The sequence below is a fragment of the Achromobacter pestifer genome (genome assembly GCF_902859625.1).
GTDB classification, from domain to species: Bacteria; Pseudomonadota; Gammaproteobacteria; order Burkholderiales; family Burkholderiaceae_B; genus Achromobacter; species Achromobacter pestifer.
The window spans coordinates 367,136-385,509 of sequence record NZ_CADIJX010000004.1 but is presented as its reverse complement, the minus strand read 5'-3'; the positions used below and the strand labels follow the sequence as shown (position 1 = coordinate 385,509).

Annotated in this window: 15 protein-coding genes; 5 read left to right on the top strand and 10 right to left on the bottom strand. The window is 63.4% G+C overall.

Annotated features, from left to right (window positions below; translation table 11 throughout):
- Positions 1 to 167: 167 nt before the first annotated feature.
- On the bottom strand, positions 168 to 824 hold the full coding sequence (locus HV753_RS17560; protein WP_175175789.1) for a hypothetical protein: 657 nt from the start codon (positions 822 to 824) through the stop codon (positions 168 to 170).
- A 16-nt stretch (positions 825 to 840) separates the two neighbouring features.
- Between HV753_RS17560 and rpoN the strand changes: the two genes are divergently transcribed.
- The 4 genes from rpoN to bfr all read left to right on the top strand — a co-directional run bounded on the left by rpoN (position 841) and on the right by bfr (position 4,631).
- On the top strand, positions 841 to 2,268 hold the full coding sequence (gene rpoN, locus HV753_RS17555) for an RNA polymerase factor sigma-54 (RefSeq protein ID WP_454672796.1): 1,428 nt from the start codon (positions 841 to 843) through the stop codon (positions 2,266 to 2,268).
- 121 nt (positions 2,269 to 2,389) lie between these two features.
- Positions 2,390 to 2,671: a (2Fe-2S)-binding protein gene (locus HV753_RS17550; RefSeq protein ID WP_175175786.1), complete on the top strand. Its 282-nt coding sequence runs from the start codon at positions 2,390 to 2,392 to the stop codon at positions 2,669 to 2,671.
- 193 nt (positions 2,672 to 2,864) lie between these two features.
- Positions 2,865 to 3,779, top strand: coding sequence for a DMT family transporter (locus HV753_RS17545; RefSeq protein WP_175175785.1), 915 nt, complete (start codon positions 2,865 to 2,867; stop codon positions 3,777 to 3,779).
- 375 nt (positions 3,780 to 4,154) lie between these two features.
- A complete protein-coding gene (bfr, locus tag HV753_RS17540; RefSeq protein WP_006216785.1) occupies positions 4,155 to 4,631 on the top strand; it encodes a bacterioferritin in 477 nt (158 codons plus the stop codon).
- An 86-nt stretch (positions 4,632 to 4,717) separates the two neighbouring features.
- Here the strand turns inward: bfr and HV753_RS17535 are convergent, their stop codons facing one another.
- The 4 genes from HV753_RS17535 to HV753_RS17520 all read right to left on the bottom strand — a co-directional run bounded on the left by HV753_RS17535 (position 4,718) and on the right by HV753_RS17520 (position 9,381).
- Positions 4,718 to 5,404, bottom strand: coding sequence for a hypothetical protein (locus HV753_RS17535; RefSeq protein ID WP_175175784.1), 687 nt, complete (start codon positions 5,402 to 5,404; stop codon positions 4,718 to 4,720).
- 24 nt (positions 5,405 to 5,428) lie between these two features.
- Entirely contained in the window at positions 5,429 to 7,036 is a 1,608-nt protein-coding gene (locus HV753_RS17530) for a peptide chain release factor 3 (RefSeq protein WP_175175782.1), read from the bottom strand.
- A 109-nt stretch (positions 7,037 to 7,145) separates the two neighbouring features.
- Positions 7,146 to 7,775, bottom strand: a complete 630-nt coding sequence (locus HV753_RS17525; RefSeq protein ID WP_175175781.1) for a LysE family translocator — start codon at positions 7,773 to 7,775, stop codon at positions 7,146 to 7,148.
- A 61-nt stretch (positions 7,776 to 7,836) separates the two neighbouring features.
- Entirely contained in the window at positions 7,837 to 9,381 is a 1,545-nt protein-coding gene (locus HV753_RS17520) for a DEAD/DEAH box helicase (protein WP_175175780.1), read from the bottom strand.
- 304 nt (positions 9,382 to 9,685) lie between these two features.
- Between HV753_RS17520 and HV753_RS17515 the strand changes: the two genes are divergently transcribed.
- Positions 9,686 to 11,158 (top strand): YdgA family protein, encoded by a 1,473-nt coding sequence (locus HV753_RS17515; RefSeq protein WP_175175778.1) that lies wholly within the window; start codon positions 9,686 to 9,688, stop codon positions 11,156 to 11,158.
- A gap of 96 nt (positions 11,159 to 11,254) precedes the next feature.
- Here HV753_RS17515 and HV753_RS17510 read toward each other — a convergent pair whose 3' ends face one another.
- The 5 genes from HV753_RS17510 to HV753_RS17490 all read right to left on the bottom strand — a co-directional run bounded on the left by HV753_RS17510 (position 11,255) and on the right by HV753_RS17490 (position 18,085).
- Positions 11,255 to 12,463, bottom strand: coding sequence for a metal-dependent hydrolase family protein (locus tag HV753_RS17510; protein WP_175175777.1), 1,209 nt, complete (start codon positions 12,461 to 12,463; stop codon positions 11,255 to 11,257).
- A gap of 25 nt (positions 12,464 to 12,488) precedes the next feature.
- Positions 12,489 to 14,216, bottom strand: a complete 1,728-nt coding sequence (locus HV753_RS17505; RefSeq protein WP_175175776.1) for an ABC transporter ATP-binding protein — start codon at positions 14,214 to 14,216, stop codon at positions 12,489 to 12,491.
- Positions 14,217 to 14,223: 7 nt separating this feature from the next.
- Complete coding sequence (locus HV753_RS17500; protein ID WP_175175775.1) at positions 14,224 to 15,150, bottom strand: ABC transporter permease; 927 nt, start codon at positions 15,148 to 15,150, stop codon at positions 14,224 to 14,226.
- A gap of 223 nt (positions 15,151 to 15,373) precedes the next feature.
- Entirely contained in the window at positions 15,374 to 16,345 is a 972-nt protein-coding gene (locus HV753_RS17495; protein WP_175175773.1) for an ABC transporter permease, read from the bottom strand.
- 132 nt (positions 16,346 to 16,477) lie between these two features.
- Positions 16,478 to 18,085, bottom strand: a complete 1,608-nt coding sequence (locus HV753_RS17490) for an ABC transporter substrate-binding protein (RefSeq protein ID WP_175175771.1) — start codon at positions 18,083 to 18,085, stop codon at positions 16,478 to 16,480.
- Between the last annotated feature and the right edge of the window lie 289 nt (positions 18,086 to 18,374).

Genomic DNA, 18,374 nt, shown 5'->3' with positions numbered 1-18,374 from the left:
TGACCGCGCATTCGGCAGGTCTCGGCTGCCGGTGGAGTTGGAATGGTGTGCGCGGCCCGCGGTTGCGCGAGCCTGGAGCGGCCAGTATAGGGCGAGGGGGCTGGCGGGCGACTGAAACGAACAGGCCGCCTGAGCGGCGGCCTGGAATCGGATGGGAGACTTGCGCGCTAGCGGGTCGGGCCGATGCGGGGTTCCACGTAGCGGTCGCCACGGGTTTCGCCGCGAACCTCAACACGCGGGGCGGCTTGCGGATCGCGGCGGCCGTCGTCGCGGGAATCGCGCGCCGGGCGGCTGCCGGAACCTTCCAAAATCTGTGCCTGTTCCGCCACCATGGCAATCTTGCTGATGCGATTGTGGCGAATTTCAGACAACGAGCGGCGTAAATCGCCTACCGTGAAGGGCTCTTGGCGGTCGCCCCAGGTCCAGCGCAGCACGCCCAGCGATTCTTCCGACAGGTTTGGGGCCAGGTTGGCCAGCACGTCGGTGCTGACCGGCGTGGCCGCGCCCGAGGCCAGGCTGGCCGAAAACCAGGAGCGAACCGAGAAGAAGACGATCAGCGACCAGATGCCGGCCACCACCCACCAGAGGTACGGATTGACCTTCTGCACCATGTCCACGGTGGGCTGGCCCAGGGAGTGCAGGAAGTCGTAGTTCATGCGCTTGCCGAAATCGAGTATCCAGGAGGCGACCAGATACCAGAGGACGACAGCGACGGCGATGACTATCGCGCGCATTACGAGTCGGGGAAGCGCCAGTTTCAGCAGGGTTTGGCCGATAAGTCGGCTGTCCTGGCGGGCGCTTGCGGGCGAAGTCAGATTCATCATGCAAAATATTGTACCTATGACCCGTCCAATTTTAGAACTGCGACCTGGCCAGCATCTGACGCTGACCCCACAGCTACAACAATCGATACGATTGTTGCAGTTGTCTACGCTCGACCTCGAGGCCGAGATCTCGCAAGTGCTCGCGGACAATCCCCTGCTGGAGCGCGAAGACGACACGCCCGCGGCCGAGGCGCAAGCCGAATCCGAACGCGAGTCCTCCGTGCAGGACGACGAGCATGCGGCCGAGCGCGAGACCCCGGTGGACGAAATGCCGGGCTCGGGCGGGGTCTATTCGGATGATGATTCCGGCCTGCCTGAAGCGGCGCGGCCGGACACCTTGCGCGAACATCTGCTGGGGCAATTGATGTTGACGCGCGCCGCGCCTCGCGATGCCGCGCTGGCGGCATTGCTGATCGACGAGCTGGACGAAAACGGCTACCTGGGATCGCCGCTTGAAGAGATCCTGGGTTGGCTGCCTGCCGACATGGAACCGGACATCGATGAACTGCGCGCCGCGCTGTCCCTGTTGCAATCATTCGACCCCGTCGGCATCGGCGCGCGCGACATGGCGGAATGCCTGCTGTTGCAATTGCGCAACCCAGACCTGACGCGCCAGCCCGAAGCGGCCGACACGGCCGTTCTGGCGTGTGCTCGGCAGATCTGCGCGCAGCATCTCCCGTTGCTGGGCACTGGCAATGCCGCCCGCCTCTGTGCGGCGGTGGGTTGCGACGAGGCAACATTCCGCGCCGCCCATTCCCTGATCCTGCGCCTGGAACCGCGTCCAGGGCGTGCCTGGACGGTCCCGGCGGCCGACTACGCCGTGCCGGACGTCATCGTGCGCAAGACCCGGCGCGGTTGGCAAGTCACGCTCAACAGCGCTGCCATGCCTCGGTTGCAGATCAACGGGCTGTATGCGCAGATGCTGGGCAACCAGAAGGAATCGGCGCATGCCGGCCTGCAATCCCAGTTGCAGCAGGCCAAATGGATGATCCGCAACGTTGAACAGCGGTTCGACACCATCCTGCGCGTCTCCCAGGCCATCGTGGAGCGCCAGACCGCTTTCTTCAGCCAGGGGCCGTCGGCGATGCGGCCGCTGATCCTGAAAGACATCGCGGGAGAGCTGGGTTTGCACGAATCCACCATTTCACGGGCCACAACACAGAAGTACATGCTCACTCCGTTTGGCACATTGGAGCTAAAACGCTTCTTCGGCGCGGGCGTATCCACCGACGGCGGGGACGCGACGTCCGCCACGGCGGTGCAGACATTCATCCGTCAGATGGTGGCGGAAGAGAACCGCACCAAACCGTTGTCCGATAGCCAGATCATGCAGAAATTGGCCGATCAGGGGATAGTCATCGCACGCCGGACGGTGGCAAAGTACCGGGAAGCGCTGCGGATTGCCCCCGCAACGCTGCGCAAGGCGCAGGCCTCGGCGCGCTGAAATAAGGGACGAATCTTCCGAGATTCGTCCTTTGTTTCAAGGGCTTGCGTGACAATTCCGTTGCAAATTTATTATTGCGAGGGGCTTGCCATCGGTCGAATAATTTTCGATAATCATTCGCATGTACATTTGCGTATGTAATGCCATCACCGAACGCCAAGTCCGCGCCAGCGTGGACGGGGGCGCGACGACCATGTCCGACCTGCAATTCGAGCTGGGCGTGGCGACGTGCTGCGGCTGCTGCGCGGCAACCGCCGCCGAATACCTGCCGGGTGGCCGCTGCTCCAGCGTGTGCGACGTTCGCTCCATCGCGGTTCCGGTCAATCCGCCCGCTGCCCTGGTCGAATCGGGTGCGGCAGCCAACAACAGCAGCTTCCCCATTCCGCTGGTCGCCGCAGGCTAAGTACCGCTGTCAGTCAATCCGGCCCGCTGCCATCATGCCGCGGGCCGCGTCGTTTCTTCCCGCAAGACTCCCCTATTGCTCTGAACGTTCTGACCGGCCTTGGCGCGGGACGATGGGTTGCGCCTGACGGGCGGCGCGCGCAGAATGCCTGCTCCACGCGGCATGCGTGGCGCCACGCTTTCCTGGAACCCCGATGAAGGCCTCCTCGCCCGCCGTTTCTGCCGCCTCGACCGCCAATGGCGCTTCGGGCATCAGCTGGGTGCCAATCGCCGCATTCTGCTTCTTGTGGAGTTCCGCGTTTGCCGCCGCCAAGATCGCGGTGCGGGACTGTCCGCCGCTGACCCTGTTGACGATCCGCTTTCTGATTGCCGGCGTGTTGATGCTGGGGATCGCCGCCGTCAGCCGCCACGGCAAGCGTCCGACCGGGCGCGACGTGGCCTCGCTGATCTTGTTGGGGATCTTGAATAACGCCCTTTACCTGGGCTTGAGCTGGTCCGGCATGACCACCGTGTCGTCCGCGTTCACTGCCGTGCTGATCAGCACCAATCCGCTGCTGATCGGCGTGTTGGCGGGGCCGGTGCTGGGCGAACGGCTAAGCTGGCGCAAGCTGCTGGGCCTGTGTTTTGGGCTGGCTGGCGTGGCCTTGGTGCTGCGGTCGCGGTTGACTGGCATGCAGGAGGACTTGCACGGCACGCTGCTTGTCACGGGCGGCTTGGTGGCGCTGGTGGCAGGCACGCTGCTGTACAAGCGCCTGAAGCCATCGGCAGGCCTGTGGACGTCGACGGGCATCCAGTCGCTGGCTGGCGCCGTGGCGCTGTTGCCGTTCGCGCTGATGAGCGAGAACGTGGGTGATGCGCGCCTGACCGCCAGCCTGGTGTGGAGCATGGCCTACATGATCGTGGCGGTGTCGATGGGCGGCTACTACCTGTGGTTCATGATTCTGGGCCGCGCCAGCGCCACCTCGGCCAGCGCACTGCATTTTCTGATGCCGCCGCTGGGGCTGTTGTTCGGGTGGCTTGTGCTGCGCGAACCGGTGTCCTGGCTGGATCTGCTGGGCATTGTTCCGATCGCATTCGGCATCTGGTTGACCACGCGCAAGGCCGCTTGATCGGGGGTTGGCCACAATCGTGTTTCGGGTTGCCGATATGCAACGCGATGGCCTGCGGGGATTTCAAGCGGGTTTTACGTCGAGGGCGGCGCACGCACGCGCGGATAGCGCGGCGATATCGCCATGGATTCCTTCCACTGGCCGCCGCCAGGCCGCATATAGCCTGTCTTGCGCATGCAAGGCATCAAGTACGCATACTCATTCTCATTGGCTTGTCGCTTTCTTGTAGCGGTTCTAAAGCCGTTTACCAAATGCAGCGCAAGGCTAGGCGCGGCCCTCCGGCTGATGGTAGTCTGCCGGGGTTGCGTACGCGCGGCATCGTGCGCTCCTTTGTCGCGATGCACTCGCGTCGCGCCTGACTGCAAGGAGTCCATTATGAAAGGCGACAAAACCGTCATCCAGTTTCTGAACAAGCAACTGACCAATGAACTGACGGCCATCAACCAATACTTCCTGCATGCTCGCATGCTGAATCATTGGGGCTTCGATAAGCTGGGCAAGCATGAGTACGAAGAATCCATCGGTGAAATGAAGCATGCCGATCGTCTGATCGCCCGCATCTTCATGCTGGATGGCCTGCCCAACCTGCAAGACCTGCACAAGCTGCTGATCGGTGAAGACGTGCCCGAGCTGCTGGCCTGTGATTTGAAGCTTGAGCAAGCGGCGCATGCCACCGTCGTGGAAGCGATTGCCTATTGCGAATCGGTGCGCGATTACGTCTCGCGCGATCTGTTCCAGGACATTCTGGACGACACCGAAGAGCACATCGATTATCTGGAAACCCAGATCGATCTGATCGACAAGGTCGGTATCCAGAACTACCTGCAAAGCCAGATGTCCGTGCCCGAATAAGCATCCTTCCGGCCAAAACAATGGCGCCCCTCGGGGCGCCATTGTTTTTTGCCGCATAACGTGCGCAGCGTGGGGGCCTTTCCTATTTATTGTGGACGGGCCGGGCATTCGGCCATGGTGCCCCACGCGCGGTTGGGCGCACAGTACTTGTTGCGAGCAGCCCACGAGCATGAGGGGCGCTCAAAGAAGCCCTGCGTGGCGCATTGCGCCAATTCACGCTTGAGGGAATCTTGCCAGCCAGCCGCACCCGCAATGGGCGAGGTGTTGGGCGGGGGCGGAGGCGCTTGCACCATTTGCGGCGTGCCGTAGCCACCCGCTTGCGCCTGGCCGCCGTTGATCGCGGTGGACGTGCCAGGCACCTGCAAGTCCAGGGTGCTGACATCCGACGTGCCCGAGGGCAGCGGTACTTCCGAGGCGGCTGCGATTTCGCGGGCCTGTTCGGGGGAGATGCGCTCGCGCGAGAGTTTCACGGCCGGATCGCTCACGGTGTCGAACAACGACACCGTGTTGACCTGCCATTCGCGGTCGGCGGGCTTGTCCGGCACGCCCAAGGTGCCGTCGATGCGGGGCTGCGGCGGCTGCGCCACATAGGGCCGTCCGTTGGCATCCAGAACGGGTTGCTGAGAAGCCGCCGCGTCCTGCCCAGGAGCGGGTGCGGCGGGCGGCGCGTGCGCCACCAGCCAATCACCCAGTTGAATCCCGCCCCAGGCCGACGCGCCAAGCGCGATCAGGAGCGTTGCGAATAATAAACGCCAAGACATTGCTACCCTCATCTGCCATGCGGAACCCGAACGGGTCTACGCTTTGTCCCCGAAAACCTTGCCGCCGTGCTCGCGCATCGCATGGAATTTCACATCGGGATACAGGTCCTCGGCCACGCGCAACTGCGCAGGGGAACTGATCAAAAACGCCGCCGCATCGACCACATCATAGGCGATATGAGCTGCATTGGCATCCATGAACTTGCGCAGCGCCTTGGGGTTTTCAGACGTAATCCAACGTGCCATTGTGTAGCGGGAAGGCAGCATCCGGGCGTCTACGCCGTACTCCGTTTTCAGGCGATGAGCGACCACTTCAAACTGAAGTTGGCCGACCGCGCCCAGCAGCAGCGAGCCGCCGGCCGCCTCGGGACGGAACACCTGAATGGCGCCTTCTTCGCCCAATTGCGTCAAGCCGGTGCGCAACTGCTTGATGCGCAGCGGGTCCTTCACTTCGACCGCCTGGAAGAGCTCGGGCGCGAAGAACGGCAAGCCGGTGAATTGCAGCGTTTCGCCTTCTGTCAGGACGTCGCCCAATTGCAGCACGCCGTGGTTCGGGATACCGATCACGTCGCCGGCATAGGCCTCGTCCAGCAGCTCGCGCCGCTGCGACAGGAAAGACACCACGTTGTTGGGGCGCATTTCCTTGTTGGTGCGGGCGACCTTCAGGCGCATGCCGCGTTCAAAGCGGCCTGAACTGACGCGCACGAAGGCGACGCGGTCGCGGTGCGCAGGGTCCATGTTGGCCTGCACCTTGAACACCACACCCGTGAATTTGGGCTCTTCGGGCAGCACTTCGCGTTGCAGGGCAACGCGCGGGCCCGGGGGCGGCGCCTGTTCGACCAGGGCGTCCAGCACTTCCTGCACGCCGAAGTTGTTGATGGCGGAGCCGAAGAACACCGGGGTCTGCTTGCCGGCCAGGAACTGCTCGCGGTCAAACGGCGGCGCGGCTTCGTTGATGAGTTCGATCTCGCCGCTGGCCTGCTCGAAGGCCGAGCCGAAACGGCGGGCAATCTCGGGGTTGGCCAAGCCTTCGATGAAGTCATCGGTGTCGGAACGGCGTTCCTGCCCAGGGCGGAACACGCGCATGCGGTCGCGCCGGATGTCGAACACGCCGCCGAACGACTTGCCCATGCCGACGGGCCACGAGAACGGCACGGTGTCCATGCCCAGGTGGCCTTCGATTTCCGACAGCAGTTCCAGCGGTTCGCGCACTTCACGGTCCATCTTGTTGATGAACGTGATGATGGGCGTGTTGCGCGCGCGGCAGACTTGCAGCAGGCGGATCGTTTGCGGCTCGACGCCATTGGCGGCGTCGATCACCATCAGCGCGGCATCCACCGCCGTCAGCACCCGGTAGGTATCTTCGGAGAAGTCCTGGTGGCCCGGGGTGTCGAGCAGGTTGATGACGCAATCGCGGTATTCCATCTGCATCACCGAGGACGCCACGGAAATGCCGCGCTGCTTTTCAATTTCCATCCAATCCGAGGAGGCGTGGCGGGACGCTTTGCGTGCCTTGACGCTGCCGGCGATCTGGATCGCGCCTGCGAACAGCAACAGCTTTTCGGTCAGCGTGGTCTTGCCCGCGTCAGGGTGGGAAATGATCGCGAACGTTCGGCGCCGCGCAACTTCTTGTTGGATATTCATGGTCGGGGGATTGTACTTAACGCCGCTTTTTAGGCCGGCGAGGTCCGGCATCGTGCATGAAAAGCGCGGGGCACGCGCCGTTGCCAGCGCGTGCCCCGGGCCTGAAGATTCAGGAGTGGCGGCGGAACGACGCCAGGAAGACACCGGCCAGGATGAACAACGAACCGAAGGTGCGGTTCATCCAGCGGATGTGCTTGGCGTCGCGAAGCAGGCGCAACACACGCGCCGCCAGCAGCGTGTACACGCCCATGGCCACCAGGTCGGTAAACGCCAGGGTGCCCGCCAGCGCCGCGTACTGCGGCGTGAGCGGCAGCGCGGTGTCGACGAACTGCGGCACCACGGCCAGCAGGAACACCGTGCCCTTGGGGTTCATGGTGTTGATCAGGAAGCCGCGCATGACGAGTTCCCGGATCGAGGCTTGCTTGGGATCGCCCGAATCGACCGCGACAGGCGCGGCATCGGTGCGGATCTGACGCACACCCAGATAGATCAGATAGGCCACGCCCAGGTACTTGACCACATTGAAGGCCATTTCGGACGTGGCCAGCACCGCACCCAACCCCACGGCCACGACGACGAACTGGAACAGGATGCCCATGATGAGGCCGGCCGTGTTCCAGTAGCCACGTGCAAAGCCGTACTTCAGTCCAGAGGACATGGCAGAGATCGCGCCCGCGCCTGGTGAGAACGAAATGGCCCAGGAGGCCAGGAAGAACGTCAACCAGGTGGATAAGGGCATGATGGCGCGGGTCCTTGGATCGCAGGATTCGGGGTGTGGCGGTGATATTACCTGCTTGGGATTACTTGCTCAGCAATGCGCCGCGCGAGCCGCCCGCCGGGCGCCCCGCACCACCGTTGCCGGCAGGACGCGATGCCCCTTCCGGACGGCGCTGGCTTTGCTGCGGGCGGCTTTCGCCACGGCCGGCGTGAGCCGGACGGTCAGCGGGCTTGCCGTCACGCGAACCGCCATTGCCACGGCCGTCACCACCGGCACGGGCCGGCGCAGGCGCGCGGCCGCCGGCAGCGGCGCGAGGTTGGCCTTGAGCGGGACGCGACGAACGGCCGGCGCCGGCATTGCCGCCACCACCATTGCCACGGCCCGCGTTGCCGCCACGGCCGCCATTGCGGTTGCCGCCGCGCGGGCTGCGGGCGTCTTCGTCACGTTCCTGACGCTCGAAAGCCGCCGCGCTGGTGGCGGACGGGGTCCAGCCTTCCACGGGCTTGCGCTCGATCGTCTTCTTGATCAGGCGCTCGATGTCCTTCAACAGCTTGATTTCGCTGTTGTCGACCAGCGATACCGCAGCACCCGTCGAGCCGGCACGGCCCGTGCGGCCGATACGGTGCACGTAGTCTTCCGGCACGTTGGGCAATTCAAAGTTCACGACCTGGGGCAACTGGTCGATGTCCAGGCCACGGGCGGCGATGTCGGTCGCCACCAGGACCGTCACGGTGCTGTCCTTGAAGCCGGCCAGCGCGCGGGTGCGGGCCGATTGGCTCTTGTTGCCGTGGATCGCGGCGGCGGTCAGGCCGTCCTTGACCAGCTTCTCAGCCAGGCGGTTGGCGCCGTGCTTGGTGCGCGTGAAGACCAGCACCTGGTGCCAGCCGCTTTCACGGATGATGTGGCTGATCAGATCGCGCTTGTGGTGCTGTTCCACCATGTGCACCGTCTGGGTGACCAGTTCGGTGGCGGTGTTGCGCGGGGTGACCGAGACTTCGCCCGGGTTGTTCAGAACGCCGCGCGCCAGCGTGCGGATCTCGTCCGAGAACGTGGCCGAGAACAGCAGGTTCTGGCGTTGCTTGGGCAGCAGCGCGAGGATCTTGCGGATGTCGCGGATGAAGCCCATGTCCAGCATGCGGTCGGCTTCGTCCAGCACCAGGATTTCCACGCCCGACAGGTCCACCGTCTTCTGGCCGCAGTGGTCCAGCAGGCGGCCGGGGGTGGCCACCAGGATGTCCAGCGGCTTGCGCAGCGCGGAGATCTGGGGGTTGATGTTGACGCCGCCGAACATCACCATGGACGTCAGCGAGGTGTATTTGCCGTAGGTCTGGACCGATTCCGCGACCTGCGCGGTCAATTCGCGCGTCGGGGTCAGGATCAGGCAACGGGGACGGCCGGGCTTGCGCAATTCAGGCTTCTGCTGCATCAGCAGGTGCAGAATCGGCAGCGTGAAGCCGGCGGTCTTGCCGGTGCCGGTCTGTGCGGCGGCCAGCAGGTCGCCACCTTTCAGCACTTGCGGAATGGCCTGGGCTTGAATGGGGGTGGGTGCGGTATAGCCGGTGTCGGCAATAGCGCGCAACAGGGAATCAGCCAGCCCGAGGTCGGCAAAAGGGGAAGAGGTAGTCAAAACAACTCCAGCGGCAGCCCGTCGCTCAAGTTGAGAGACTCCAATCCAGGCGGACGAATAAGGAGAAAAGGGAAGCGCCCTGATGGGCGAAGCTTGGCAGCGAAGGGCCTAGCGGACGTGTGCAGATTGGCAAAGCACACGGGGTGATTGTAGCTGATGTGGCATTGCAGCACCGGTGGTTTTTTCGCAATGCGGTATCACCAAGTAACATATTGCATCGCCTATGCACGAAATAAGTGTTTTCCCTAGGCGGCACTCCCTATAATCCGTGCGCTTATATCCATTTGAAGAATAAAGGATTGCTATGAAGAAATCGGCATTAGTGGGTATTGTCGTTGCCCTGGGCGCGGTCTGGACCGGCACGGCCTGGTACACGGGCCAGAAGGCCGAGGACTTCCTCAATCAGTCGATCGCCAACGCCAATGAAGGCCTGAAGACCGTCAACGCCAAGTGGGGCATCGCCTCCAACGTTGAACTGGTGTCGTTTGAGCGCGGCGTGTTTTCCTCCACCGCGCGTTACCGCGTGAAGTTCACCCTGCCCGCTAGCGAAGGCAAGCCTGCCGTGGATCGCGATGTGCTGTTTGTCGAGCACCTGTCGCATGGTCCCCTGCCGCTGTCGAACCTGAAGTCCGGTTCCTTCGCTCCGGCGATGGTGGCCAGCGACTTCGCGCTGGAAGAGACGCCGGCCGTCAAGGATTGGTTTGTTGCCGCCAAGGGCGCAACGCCCCTGACCGGCCATTACAGCGTCAGCTACGCCAAGAACATCACGGGCAAGTTCAACCTGGCGCCGGTGGAAGTGGCCAAGGGCGACACCAACCTGAGCTTCTCGGGCATGACCGGCAACGTCGAATACGCCATGGGCAGCAAGCACAGCGTCGTCGAGATGAAGACGGACAAGCTGGTCCTGGCCGGCCAGTCGGACAGCAGCGACATCGTCAGCATGACCTTGCAAGGCATCACGCTGACCAGCGACATGACGCCGACGTCGAACGACTTGTTCGTGGGCAACCAGAAGGTGATGTTCAAGGACTGGACGATCACCTCCAAGGAAAAGCCGCCGGTTCAGTTCAAGGACACCTCGGTTGCCGTCGACATGACGGAAGCCGGTTCGGCCATGGGCGTCAAGATGGCGTTGGACTTCGGCATGATCAACGTGCAGGCCAAGGACATGGCCGGCATGAAGTTGACCGTGGATGTGCAGAAGCTGGACGCCAAGGCGTTCAAGGCGCTGAACGACGTTTATGAAGCCTCTTCGCGTCGCATGATGCAAAGCCAGGGCGACCAGCAGACGCCGGAATTCACGCCGGAAGAAAAGCAGATTCTCAAGACCAACGTCGAGCTGTTGTTGGCTGGTAACCCGACCTTGGCGGTGTCGCCGCTGGAAGTGCGCACCACCAACGGCACGTCCACGTTCAACCTGAATCTGGATCTGGCCAAGCCGGCGTCCATGGACGGTGAATTCGCCGATACGCTGACGCAGGCTGTTCGCAAGCTGGATGCCAAGCTGGTGCTGTCCAAGGGCAACCTGACCGATCTGATGGCCATCGAACCGCAAATGCGCGGCGTGCCGGCTGATCAGGCCGAAAAGACCGCCAAGGGCCAGGCCGAAATGGTTGGCACCATGGCAACCGCCATGGGCATGGCCAAGGTCGAGAACAACAACATCGTGACGTACCTGAACTACGCCGACGGCCAAGTCGACTTCAACGGCAAGAAGATGCCGGTTGAGCAGTTCCTGATGATGGTGATGAGCGGCGCCATGGGCGGCGCGCGCTAAGCGCGGGCAGTTTCAAGCCACGCAAAGTCAAAAGCCGCCGCGCCCTGGGCGCGGCGGTTTTTTTCATGCCGGGACGATGACCGCCGGGCCTGACTGTCAGAACGGCAAGGCCCCTGCCGCCAGCACTCCATTGCGCAGCACCGCCACGTGGAAGCGCTTGTCGGCGGCTTTCAGGATGTCTTCGGTGGGGTCGCCCTGCACCAGCAGCAGGTCGGCCACCTTGCCCTCGGCGACGACGCCGTGCTGGTCCAGGCCCATGAGGTCATGGCCGCGCGAGGTGCCGGCGATCAGTGCGTCCACGGGCGTCATGCCGAACTCCACCATGTAGGCCAGTTCCATCGCGTTTTCGCCATGCAGGTTGAACGGCGTGCCGGCGTCCGTGCCCATCGCGATGCGTCCGCCCGCCTTGTAATACATCTGGAACGATTCACGGTGGCGCTGCTCCACCGCGCGCGCCTTTTCCACCGCGTAGGCCGGGATGCCGTTGTCGGCGTTGGCGATGATGTTGCGTACCGCTGCGATGGTGGGCACCAGATAGGTTTCGGCCTCCAGCATTTCGCGCAGGCAATCGTCGTCCATGAAGATGCCGTGTTCGATTGAATCGATGCCTGCTCGCACCGCGTTCAAGATGCCTTGGGTGCCTTGTGCATGACTGGCGGTGCTTTTGCGGAAGCGCTTGGCTTCGTGCACGCCGGCTTTCATTTCATCGAAGCTGTAGTGCGCGTCCATGGGGCTGACGCCGGGCGTCATGACGCCGCCGGTTGCCATGATCTTCACCAGGTCGCAGCCAGCGTGTACCTGTTCGCGCACGGCCTTGATCACATCTTCACAGCCATCGGCTACGCGGCCGATGCGGTTGCCGTGCCCGCCCGTCATGCAGATGATGCGTCCCGAGGCCTTGATGGTGGGGCCGGGAAACACACCGCGCGCAATCGCGTCGCGCACGCCGAATTCCAGATAGTCCTTGCCGCCGCAATCGCGCAGCGCCGTGACGCCGCCGCGCAAGCTGGCCTGCGCGTTCTCCAGCGCGGTCAGCGTGATTTGTGCCGGGCCTTGTTTGCTGAGCTGCGCGTTGGGATCGGCGCTGCCGGTGTAGACCAGGTGGACATGGCAATCCGCCAGGCTGGGCATCAGCGTCATCCCGGTGGTGTTGATCCGCATGCCGGCATAGCCTTCGAATTCGCCCGCCGGCGCCACGCGCGCCACCCGGTCGCCTTCGACCAGCACACCGTGGTCTTGCAATGCCTTGCCTTCGCCATCGAATACCTGACCGCCGATGAAGAGGGTCTGTCGTGTCGCCGCCATGTCTCGCTCCGGTTGCGCCCGGGCCTCAGCCCACCACGTCCAGCCCCTCGCGGGACATGGATTGCAGGCGGGGCATCAGTCCAAGCAGGTGTTGGCTGTAAGGGTGTTGGGGGTGGTCGAACAGGCTTTCCGTTTCGGCCACTTCCAGCAGTTCGCCGTAGCGCATCACGCCCACGCGGTCGCACATCTGGCGGATCACTGGCAGGTCATGGCTGATGAAGAGCATGGTCAGGCCCAGTTCTTCTTGCAGGTCTTTCAGCAGGTTCAGGATCTGCGCCTGGATCGACACGTCCAGCGCGGAAGTGGGTTCGTCGCAGATCAGGAAGCGGGGGCGCGTGGCCAATGCGCGGGCGATGCAGATGCGCTGGCGCTGGCCACCCGAGAATTCGTGCGGGAAGCGTTCTGCCGCACGGTCGCCCAGACCCACGACATCCAGGAGGTCGGCCACGATGCGGCGCGTTTCGGCTTCGGACGCGGCAAGCTTATGAAAGCGGATGGGCTCGGCAACGATGTCCAGCACGCGCATGCGCGGGTTGAGCGACGAGAACGGATCCTGGAAGATCATCTGGATCTGGCGTCGGAACGGATTGAGCTGTTTTTCGCCCTTGAGCGCGGTCAGGTCCGTGCCGCCGAACGTGACCGACCCTTCCGATGGCGTGTACAACCCCGAGATCAACCGCGCCACCGTGGACTTTCCCGAGCCGGATTCACCGACCAGCCCGAAGACTTCGCCTTCGCCAATGGAGAAGTTCACGCGCTTGACCGCGTCCAGCGTGCGTTGGTTGCGCTTGAACAGTGCGTTCTTGAGCACAAAGCGCATGGAGAGATCACGCACCTGCACCAGCGGGCCGTCGGTATGCGCGCCGAAGTCGCGCCGTTGGCCCAGCCAGTGCGTGGCCAGGTCCAGGGGCTGGGCCGGCGTCTTCACGTCTTCGATGTACGTGACCAGCGGAAAGCGCTTGAGCTTGATGTCCGGGCGCGGCACGGCCGAAATCAGGCTGCGGGTGTAGGGATGGTCGGGGTCGCCCAGGATCTTGGACGTGGGACCTTGCTCGACAAGCTTGCCGTGATACAGCACCGCCACGCGATCCGTCACGTCCGCGATCACGCCCATGTCGTGCGTGATGATGATCATGCCCACCTGCTCTTCGCGGCACAGCTTCTTCAAGAGTTCCAGGATCTGAGCCTGGATGGACACGTCCAGGGCGGTGGTGGGCTCGTCGGCAATGATCACCTCGGGCTCGCAGCACAGGGCCAGCGCAATCACCACGCGCTGGCGCATGCCGCCAGAGAACTGGTGCGGGTACTGCTTGACGCGAAGTTCGGGCTGGTCGATGCCGACTTGCACCAGCAGCTGCACCGCGCGCTTCTTGGCTTCGGCGTGCGCCAGGTTCAAGTGGACTTGCATGGTTTCGACCAGCTGGCTTTCCACCGTTTGCAGCGGGTCCAGCGAGGTCAGCGGATCTTGGAAGATCATGCCGATGCGGCGCCCGCGCACTTTGCGCTGTTGCGCGGGCGTCAGCGTGTCGATGCGTTCTCCGTTCAGCAGCACCGAGCCGCCGGCCAGGCGTCCGGGCGCTTCCAGCAGGCCGATCACCGCGTTGCCGATGGTGGACTTGCCGGCGCCCGATTCGCCCACTACGCCCAGGATTTCGCCTTTCTCGAGAGCCAGCGATACGCCGTCCACCGCGACGAGAGTGCCGCGGCGGCTGGGGAATTCAATGCGAATGTCTTCGATGTTCAACAGTGCCATGACGTCCTCAGCGCAGCTTGGGGTTGAGCGCGTCGCGCAGCCAGTCGCCCAGCAGGTTGACTGATAGCACCAGCGCCACCAGCGCAATGCCGGGGAAGATCGATATCCACCACATGCCCGAGAACAGGTAGCTGTTGCCGATGCGGATCAAGGTGCCGAGCGACGGCGACGTGACCGGCACGCCCACGCCCAGGAACGACAGCGTGGCCTCGGTGATGATGGCGATCGCCAGGTGGATGGTGGCGATGACCAGCACCGGGCCCATGACGTTGGGCAGGATGTGGCGGCGCAGGATGGTGATGGGGCCGATGCCGATCAAGCGCGCCGCCTGCACGTATTCCTTGTTGCGTTCCACCAGCGTGGAACCGCGCACGGTGCGGGCGTACTGCACCCAGCCCGAGATGCCGATGGCGAAGATCAGCACATACAGCGCCAACTGGTCGTGCATGTCGCGCGGCAGGACGCCGCGCGCCACGCCGTCGATCAGCAGCGCCACCAGGATGGCTGGAAACGATAGCTGCACGTCGGCGATGCGCATGATGAAGCTGTCGATGCGGCCGCCGGCATAGCCGCTGATGAGCCCCAGCGTGACGCCCAGCACCATCGAGAACAGCACCGAGGCAAAGCCCACCAGCAGCGACACGCGCGACCCGTACAGCACGGCCGACAGGATGTCGCGGCCCTGGTCGTCGGTGCCCAACAGGAAGTCGGGGCTGCCGCCCTCTTCCCAGGCAGGCGGCGTGTTGGCGTCCATGATGCTCAAGGACGCCAGGTCGAAGGGGTTGTGCGGCGCGACGACGGGCGCGAACAACGCGCCCAGCAGAATGGCCAGCGTGACGCTTGCCGCGATGATGGCGCCAGGCGAACGCTTGAAGCTGTGCCAGAGGTCGCTGTCGGCCGCGCGGGAAAAGAAGGGAGCGATGCGAGCAATCATGTGATTTCCTTTTTCTCCGCGCCCCTTCGGGGGCAGCAAGCCGAAGGCGCGGCGTGGGGGCTATTTTTTACCGCTGGGCCGTCCCAAGGTAAAAAGCACCCCCTCGGGGGGCAGCAAGCCGAAGGCGCGGCGTGGGGGCTATTTTTTACCGCCGGGCCGTCCCAAGGTAAAAAGCGCCCCCTTGGGGGGCAGCAAGCCGAAGGCGCGGCGTGGGGGCAATTTCTCATTTGCTCTGCACGCGCAGACGCGGGTCCACGGCGAAATACAGCAGATCGACGACCAGATTGATCACCACGAACATGAAGGCGATCAAGACCAGGTAGGCCGCCATGACCGGGATGTCGACCATGCTGATCGCCTGGATGAACAACAGCCCCATGCCTGGCCACTGGAACACCGTTTCCGTGATGATGGCGAACGCGATGATGGAACCCAGTTGCAACCCCGTGATGGTGATGACGGGCACCAGCGTGTTCTTCAAGGCATGGCGGAAATTGATCAACCGTTCCGGCAGGCCGCGGGCGCGCGCGAATTTGATGAAGTCGGCACGCAGCACCTCCAGCATTTCGGCGCGCACCAGGCGCATGATCAAGGTCATCTGGAAGAGCGCCAGCGTGATCGCCGGCATGATCAGCGCCAGCCATCCTGATTTGGTCAGGAAGCCGGTGGTCCACCACCCCAGGCTGACCACGTCGCCGCGCCCGAAGCTGGGCAGCCATCGCAGTTGCACGCCGAAGACCAGGATCAGCAGGATGCCGATCAGGAACGTGGGCAGCGAGATCCCGGCCAGCGAGATCGCCATGAACGCCTTGGACAGGACGCCGTGCCGCTTGAGGGCAGTGTAGATGCCCATCGGTATACCCAGCGCCAGCGCCATGACGGCCGAGACGAAGGACAGTTCCAGCGTGGCGGGCATGCGCTCTTCAAGCAGCTCGCTGACTGGGCGGCGCTGACGGTACGAGATGCCGAAATCGCCCTGCGCCGCGTTGGAGACGAAGCGCGCGAATTGCACGACAAAGGGATCGTCCAGGCCGAGATCCACGCGCAACTGTTCGCGTTGTTCAGGCGTGGTGTCCTGGCCGACCATGCTGGCGATCGGGTCGCCTACATAGCGGAACATGGAGAACGCGATCAGCGCCACCGTCAACATCACCAGCACCGACTGGATAAGTCGTTGCGCAATAAAGGAAAGCATTATGGAGTGCCCTCGTTTGCAGATAACGCCGGGCCGCGTTTCCGGTGCAAGCGGGAAGCGGGGCTGGGCCGGGCGCGCCCGGGCGGCTTCTGCCGCCCGGGGCTCACATCGTCAGGAGATCACGACAACGGTCTACGGCAACACAACGTCGCGCAGGTCGAGCACGTCGTCGGCGCGCTGGATGACCTTGATGTTGTCCTTCACGCCCCAGGACATGGGTTGCTGGTGCAGCGGCAGATAGCCGAAGTCGGCGCGCACGATCTCGAAGGCTTCCTTGATCATGGCGTTGCGCTTGGTCTGATCCGTTTCGACGCCGATCCTGTTGGTCAGGTCGTCCACCTTCTTGTTGCAGTAGCCGCCCAGGTTGAATTGACCCGCGGCGGTTTTCGCGTCGCGGCAGGCAGCCAGGTTCAGCAGCGCGTTGTGCGCGTCGGTGGAACTGGGCGTCCAGCCCAGCATGTACATGCTGGTCTGGTTGCCCGCTTGCAGCAGGATCTTGCCGAAGTACTTGGACTTGGTCTGCGCCAGCAGGTTGATCTTGATGCCCACGCGAGCCAGCATGCCGGCGACCGCCTGGCAGACCTTTTCGTCATTGACGTAGCGATCGTTCGGGCAGTCCATCGTTACCGTGAAGCCCTTGGGATAGCCTGCTTCGGCCAGCAGCTTCTTGGCCCGTTCGGGATCGGGCTTGTACGGTGCGCCATAGGAATCGGCATAACCGTTGATGGCGGTGGCGACCAGCGAGCCCAACGGCTTGGCCGCGCCGCGCATGATCTTCTCGTTGATGGCCTTGGTGTCCACGGCCAGCACGACGGCTTCGCGCACCTTCGGATCCTTGAAGGGGTTCTTGCCCTTGACGTCCGAGAACAGCAGTTCGTCGCGGTCCTGGTCCATGCCGATGAAGATGGCGCGCGCTTCCGGCGCGGTCAGCGGTTTCACGCCCTTGGCGTCTTCCAGGCGCTTCCAGTCCTGCACGGGCACGGGTTGCACCAGGTCCATTTCGCCCGAGATCAAGGCGGCCACGCGCGTGGCTTCCTGCGTGATTGGCTGGAAGATGACCTCGTCGACGTTGGTCTTGATGTCCTTGTTCCAGTAGCCGTCATAGCGCTTGAGCACCGTCTTCACGTCCGGTTGACGCGAAACCAGCATGAAGGGACCGGTGCCGTTGGCGTTCAGGTTGGCGTAGTTGCCTTGGTTGTCGCCCTTGACGTTGGTGGCTTCGGTGGTCTTGTTCTTCTCGGACCACGACTTGCTCATGATGTACAGGAACACCCATTCGCGCGGCAGGATGGGGTTGGGCGTGGGGGTCGTGACTTCAATGGTGTAGTCGTCCACCTTCTTGATGTCGGAAGCCTTGGCGCCGTAGCCCTTCATGTCGGAGCCGGGCGTCAGGCTGCGCTTCCAGGAGAAGATGACGTCGTCCGCCGTGAACGGCGATCCGTCATGGAACTTCACGCCTTTGCGCAGCTTGAAGACCCATTTGGTGGGCTCGGGGTTTTCCCAGCTTTCGGCCAGCAAAGGCGTCAGTTTCAGGTTGCCGTCGTAACCTGCCAGCGTTTCGTAGATGTTGCCCTGGAAGCCCAGCGTGAAGGTTTCGTTCAGCGCCATCGGGTCCATCGACGTGGCGTCGCCTTGATAGGACCAATGGAAGGTCTTGGCGGCCGCGCCGGCGCTGAACGCCAGGGATGCGGCAACCGCAGCTGCCAGCGCCACTTGCTTTAGGTGGGGAAAAGTACGCATAGCCCTCGTGCTCCGTGTGGTGCGCGGATCGCGCGACAGAAGTGACAGGGCCCCGGCCCGATCGGGATCCGGGGCTCGGGTTTGCTGCTTACGACGAAAGACGGTGCGGGGCCGGTTGGCGCGCGGCGCGAACTGCGCCCTGGCCGTTGAGGGCGATGCCGGGAATCACTGCCGAGGACTTCGACTTCACGATAGACCCAACCCCTTGTGATTGTCATGGCGGGGACGGACCTCGCCAATGCAAAACGAATCTTATAGATCGATTCGTTTAAGCGTCAATCGGTTTGGA

Excerpts from the sequence above, each read along its gene's own strand:
- HV753_RS17490 (WP_175175771.1), bottom strand. The coding sequence starts at position 18,085 with ATGCGTACTTTTCCCCACCTAAAGCAAGTGGCGCTGGCAGCTGCGGTT.
- HV753_RS17535 (WP_175175784.1), bottom strand. The coding sequence starts at position 5,404 with ATGAGGGTAGCAATGTCTTGGCGTTTATTATTCGCAACGCTCCTGATC.
- HV753_RS17545 (WP_175175785.1), top strand. The coding sequence starts at position 2,865 with ATGAAGGCCTCCTCGCCCGCCGTTTCTGCCGCCTCGACCGCCAATGGC.
- bfr (WP_006216785.1), top strand. The coding sequence starts at position 4,155 with ATGAAAGGCGACAAAACCGTCATCCAGTTTCTGAACAAGCAACTGACC.
- HV753_RS17510 (WP_175175777.1), bottom strand. The coding sequence starts at position 12,463 with ATGGCGGCGACACGACAGACCCTCTTCATCGGCGGTCAGGTATTCGAT.
- HV753_RS17505 (WP_175175776.1), bottom strand. The coding sequence starts at position 14,216 with ATGGCACTGTTGAACATCGAAGACATTCGCATTGAATTCCCCAGCCGC.
- HV753_RS17525 (WP_175175781.1), bottom strand. The coding sequence starts at position 7,775 with ATGCCCTTATCCACCTGGTTGACGTTCTTCCTGGCCTCCTGGGCCATT.
- HV753_RS17530 (WP_175175782.1), bottom strand. The coding sequence starts at position 7,036 with ATGAATATCCAACAAGAAGTTGCGCGGCGCCGAACGTTCGCGATCATT.
- HV753_RS17515 (WP_175175778.1), top strand. The coding sequence starts at position 9,686 with ATGAAGAAATCGGCATTAGTGGGTATTGTCGTTGCCCTGGGCGCGGTC.
- HV753_RS17560 (WP_175175789.1), bottom strand. The coding sequence starts at position 824 with ATGATGAATCTGACTTCGCCCGCAAGCGCCCGCCAGGACAGCCGACTT.
- rpoN (WP_454672796.1), top strand. The coding sequence starts at position 841 with ATGACCCGTCCAATTTTAGAACTGCGACCTGGCCAGCATCTGACGCTG.
- HV753_RS17550 (WP_175175786.1), top strand. The coding sequence starts at position 2,390 with ATGTACATTTGCGTATGTAATGCCATCACCGAACGCCAAGTCCGCGCC.
- HV753_RS17495 (WP_175175773.1), bottom strand. The coding sequence starts at position 16,345 with ATGCTTTCCTTTATTGCGCAACGACTTATCCAGTCGGTGCTGGTGATG.
- HV753_RS17500 (WP_175175775.1), bottom strand. The coding sequence starts at position 15,150 with ATGATTGCTCGCATCGCTCCCTTCTTTTCCCGCGCGGCCGACAGCGAC.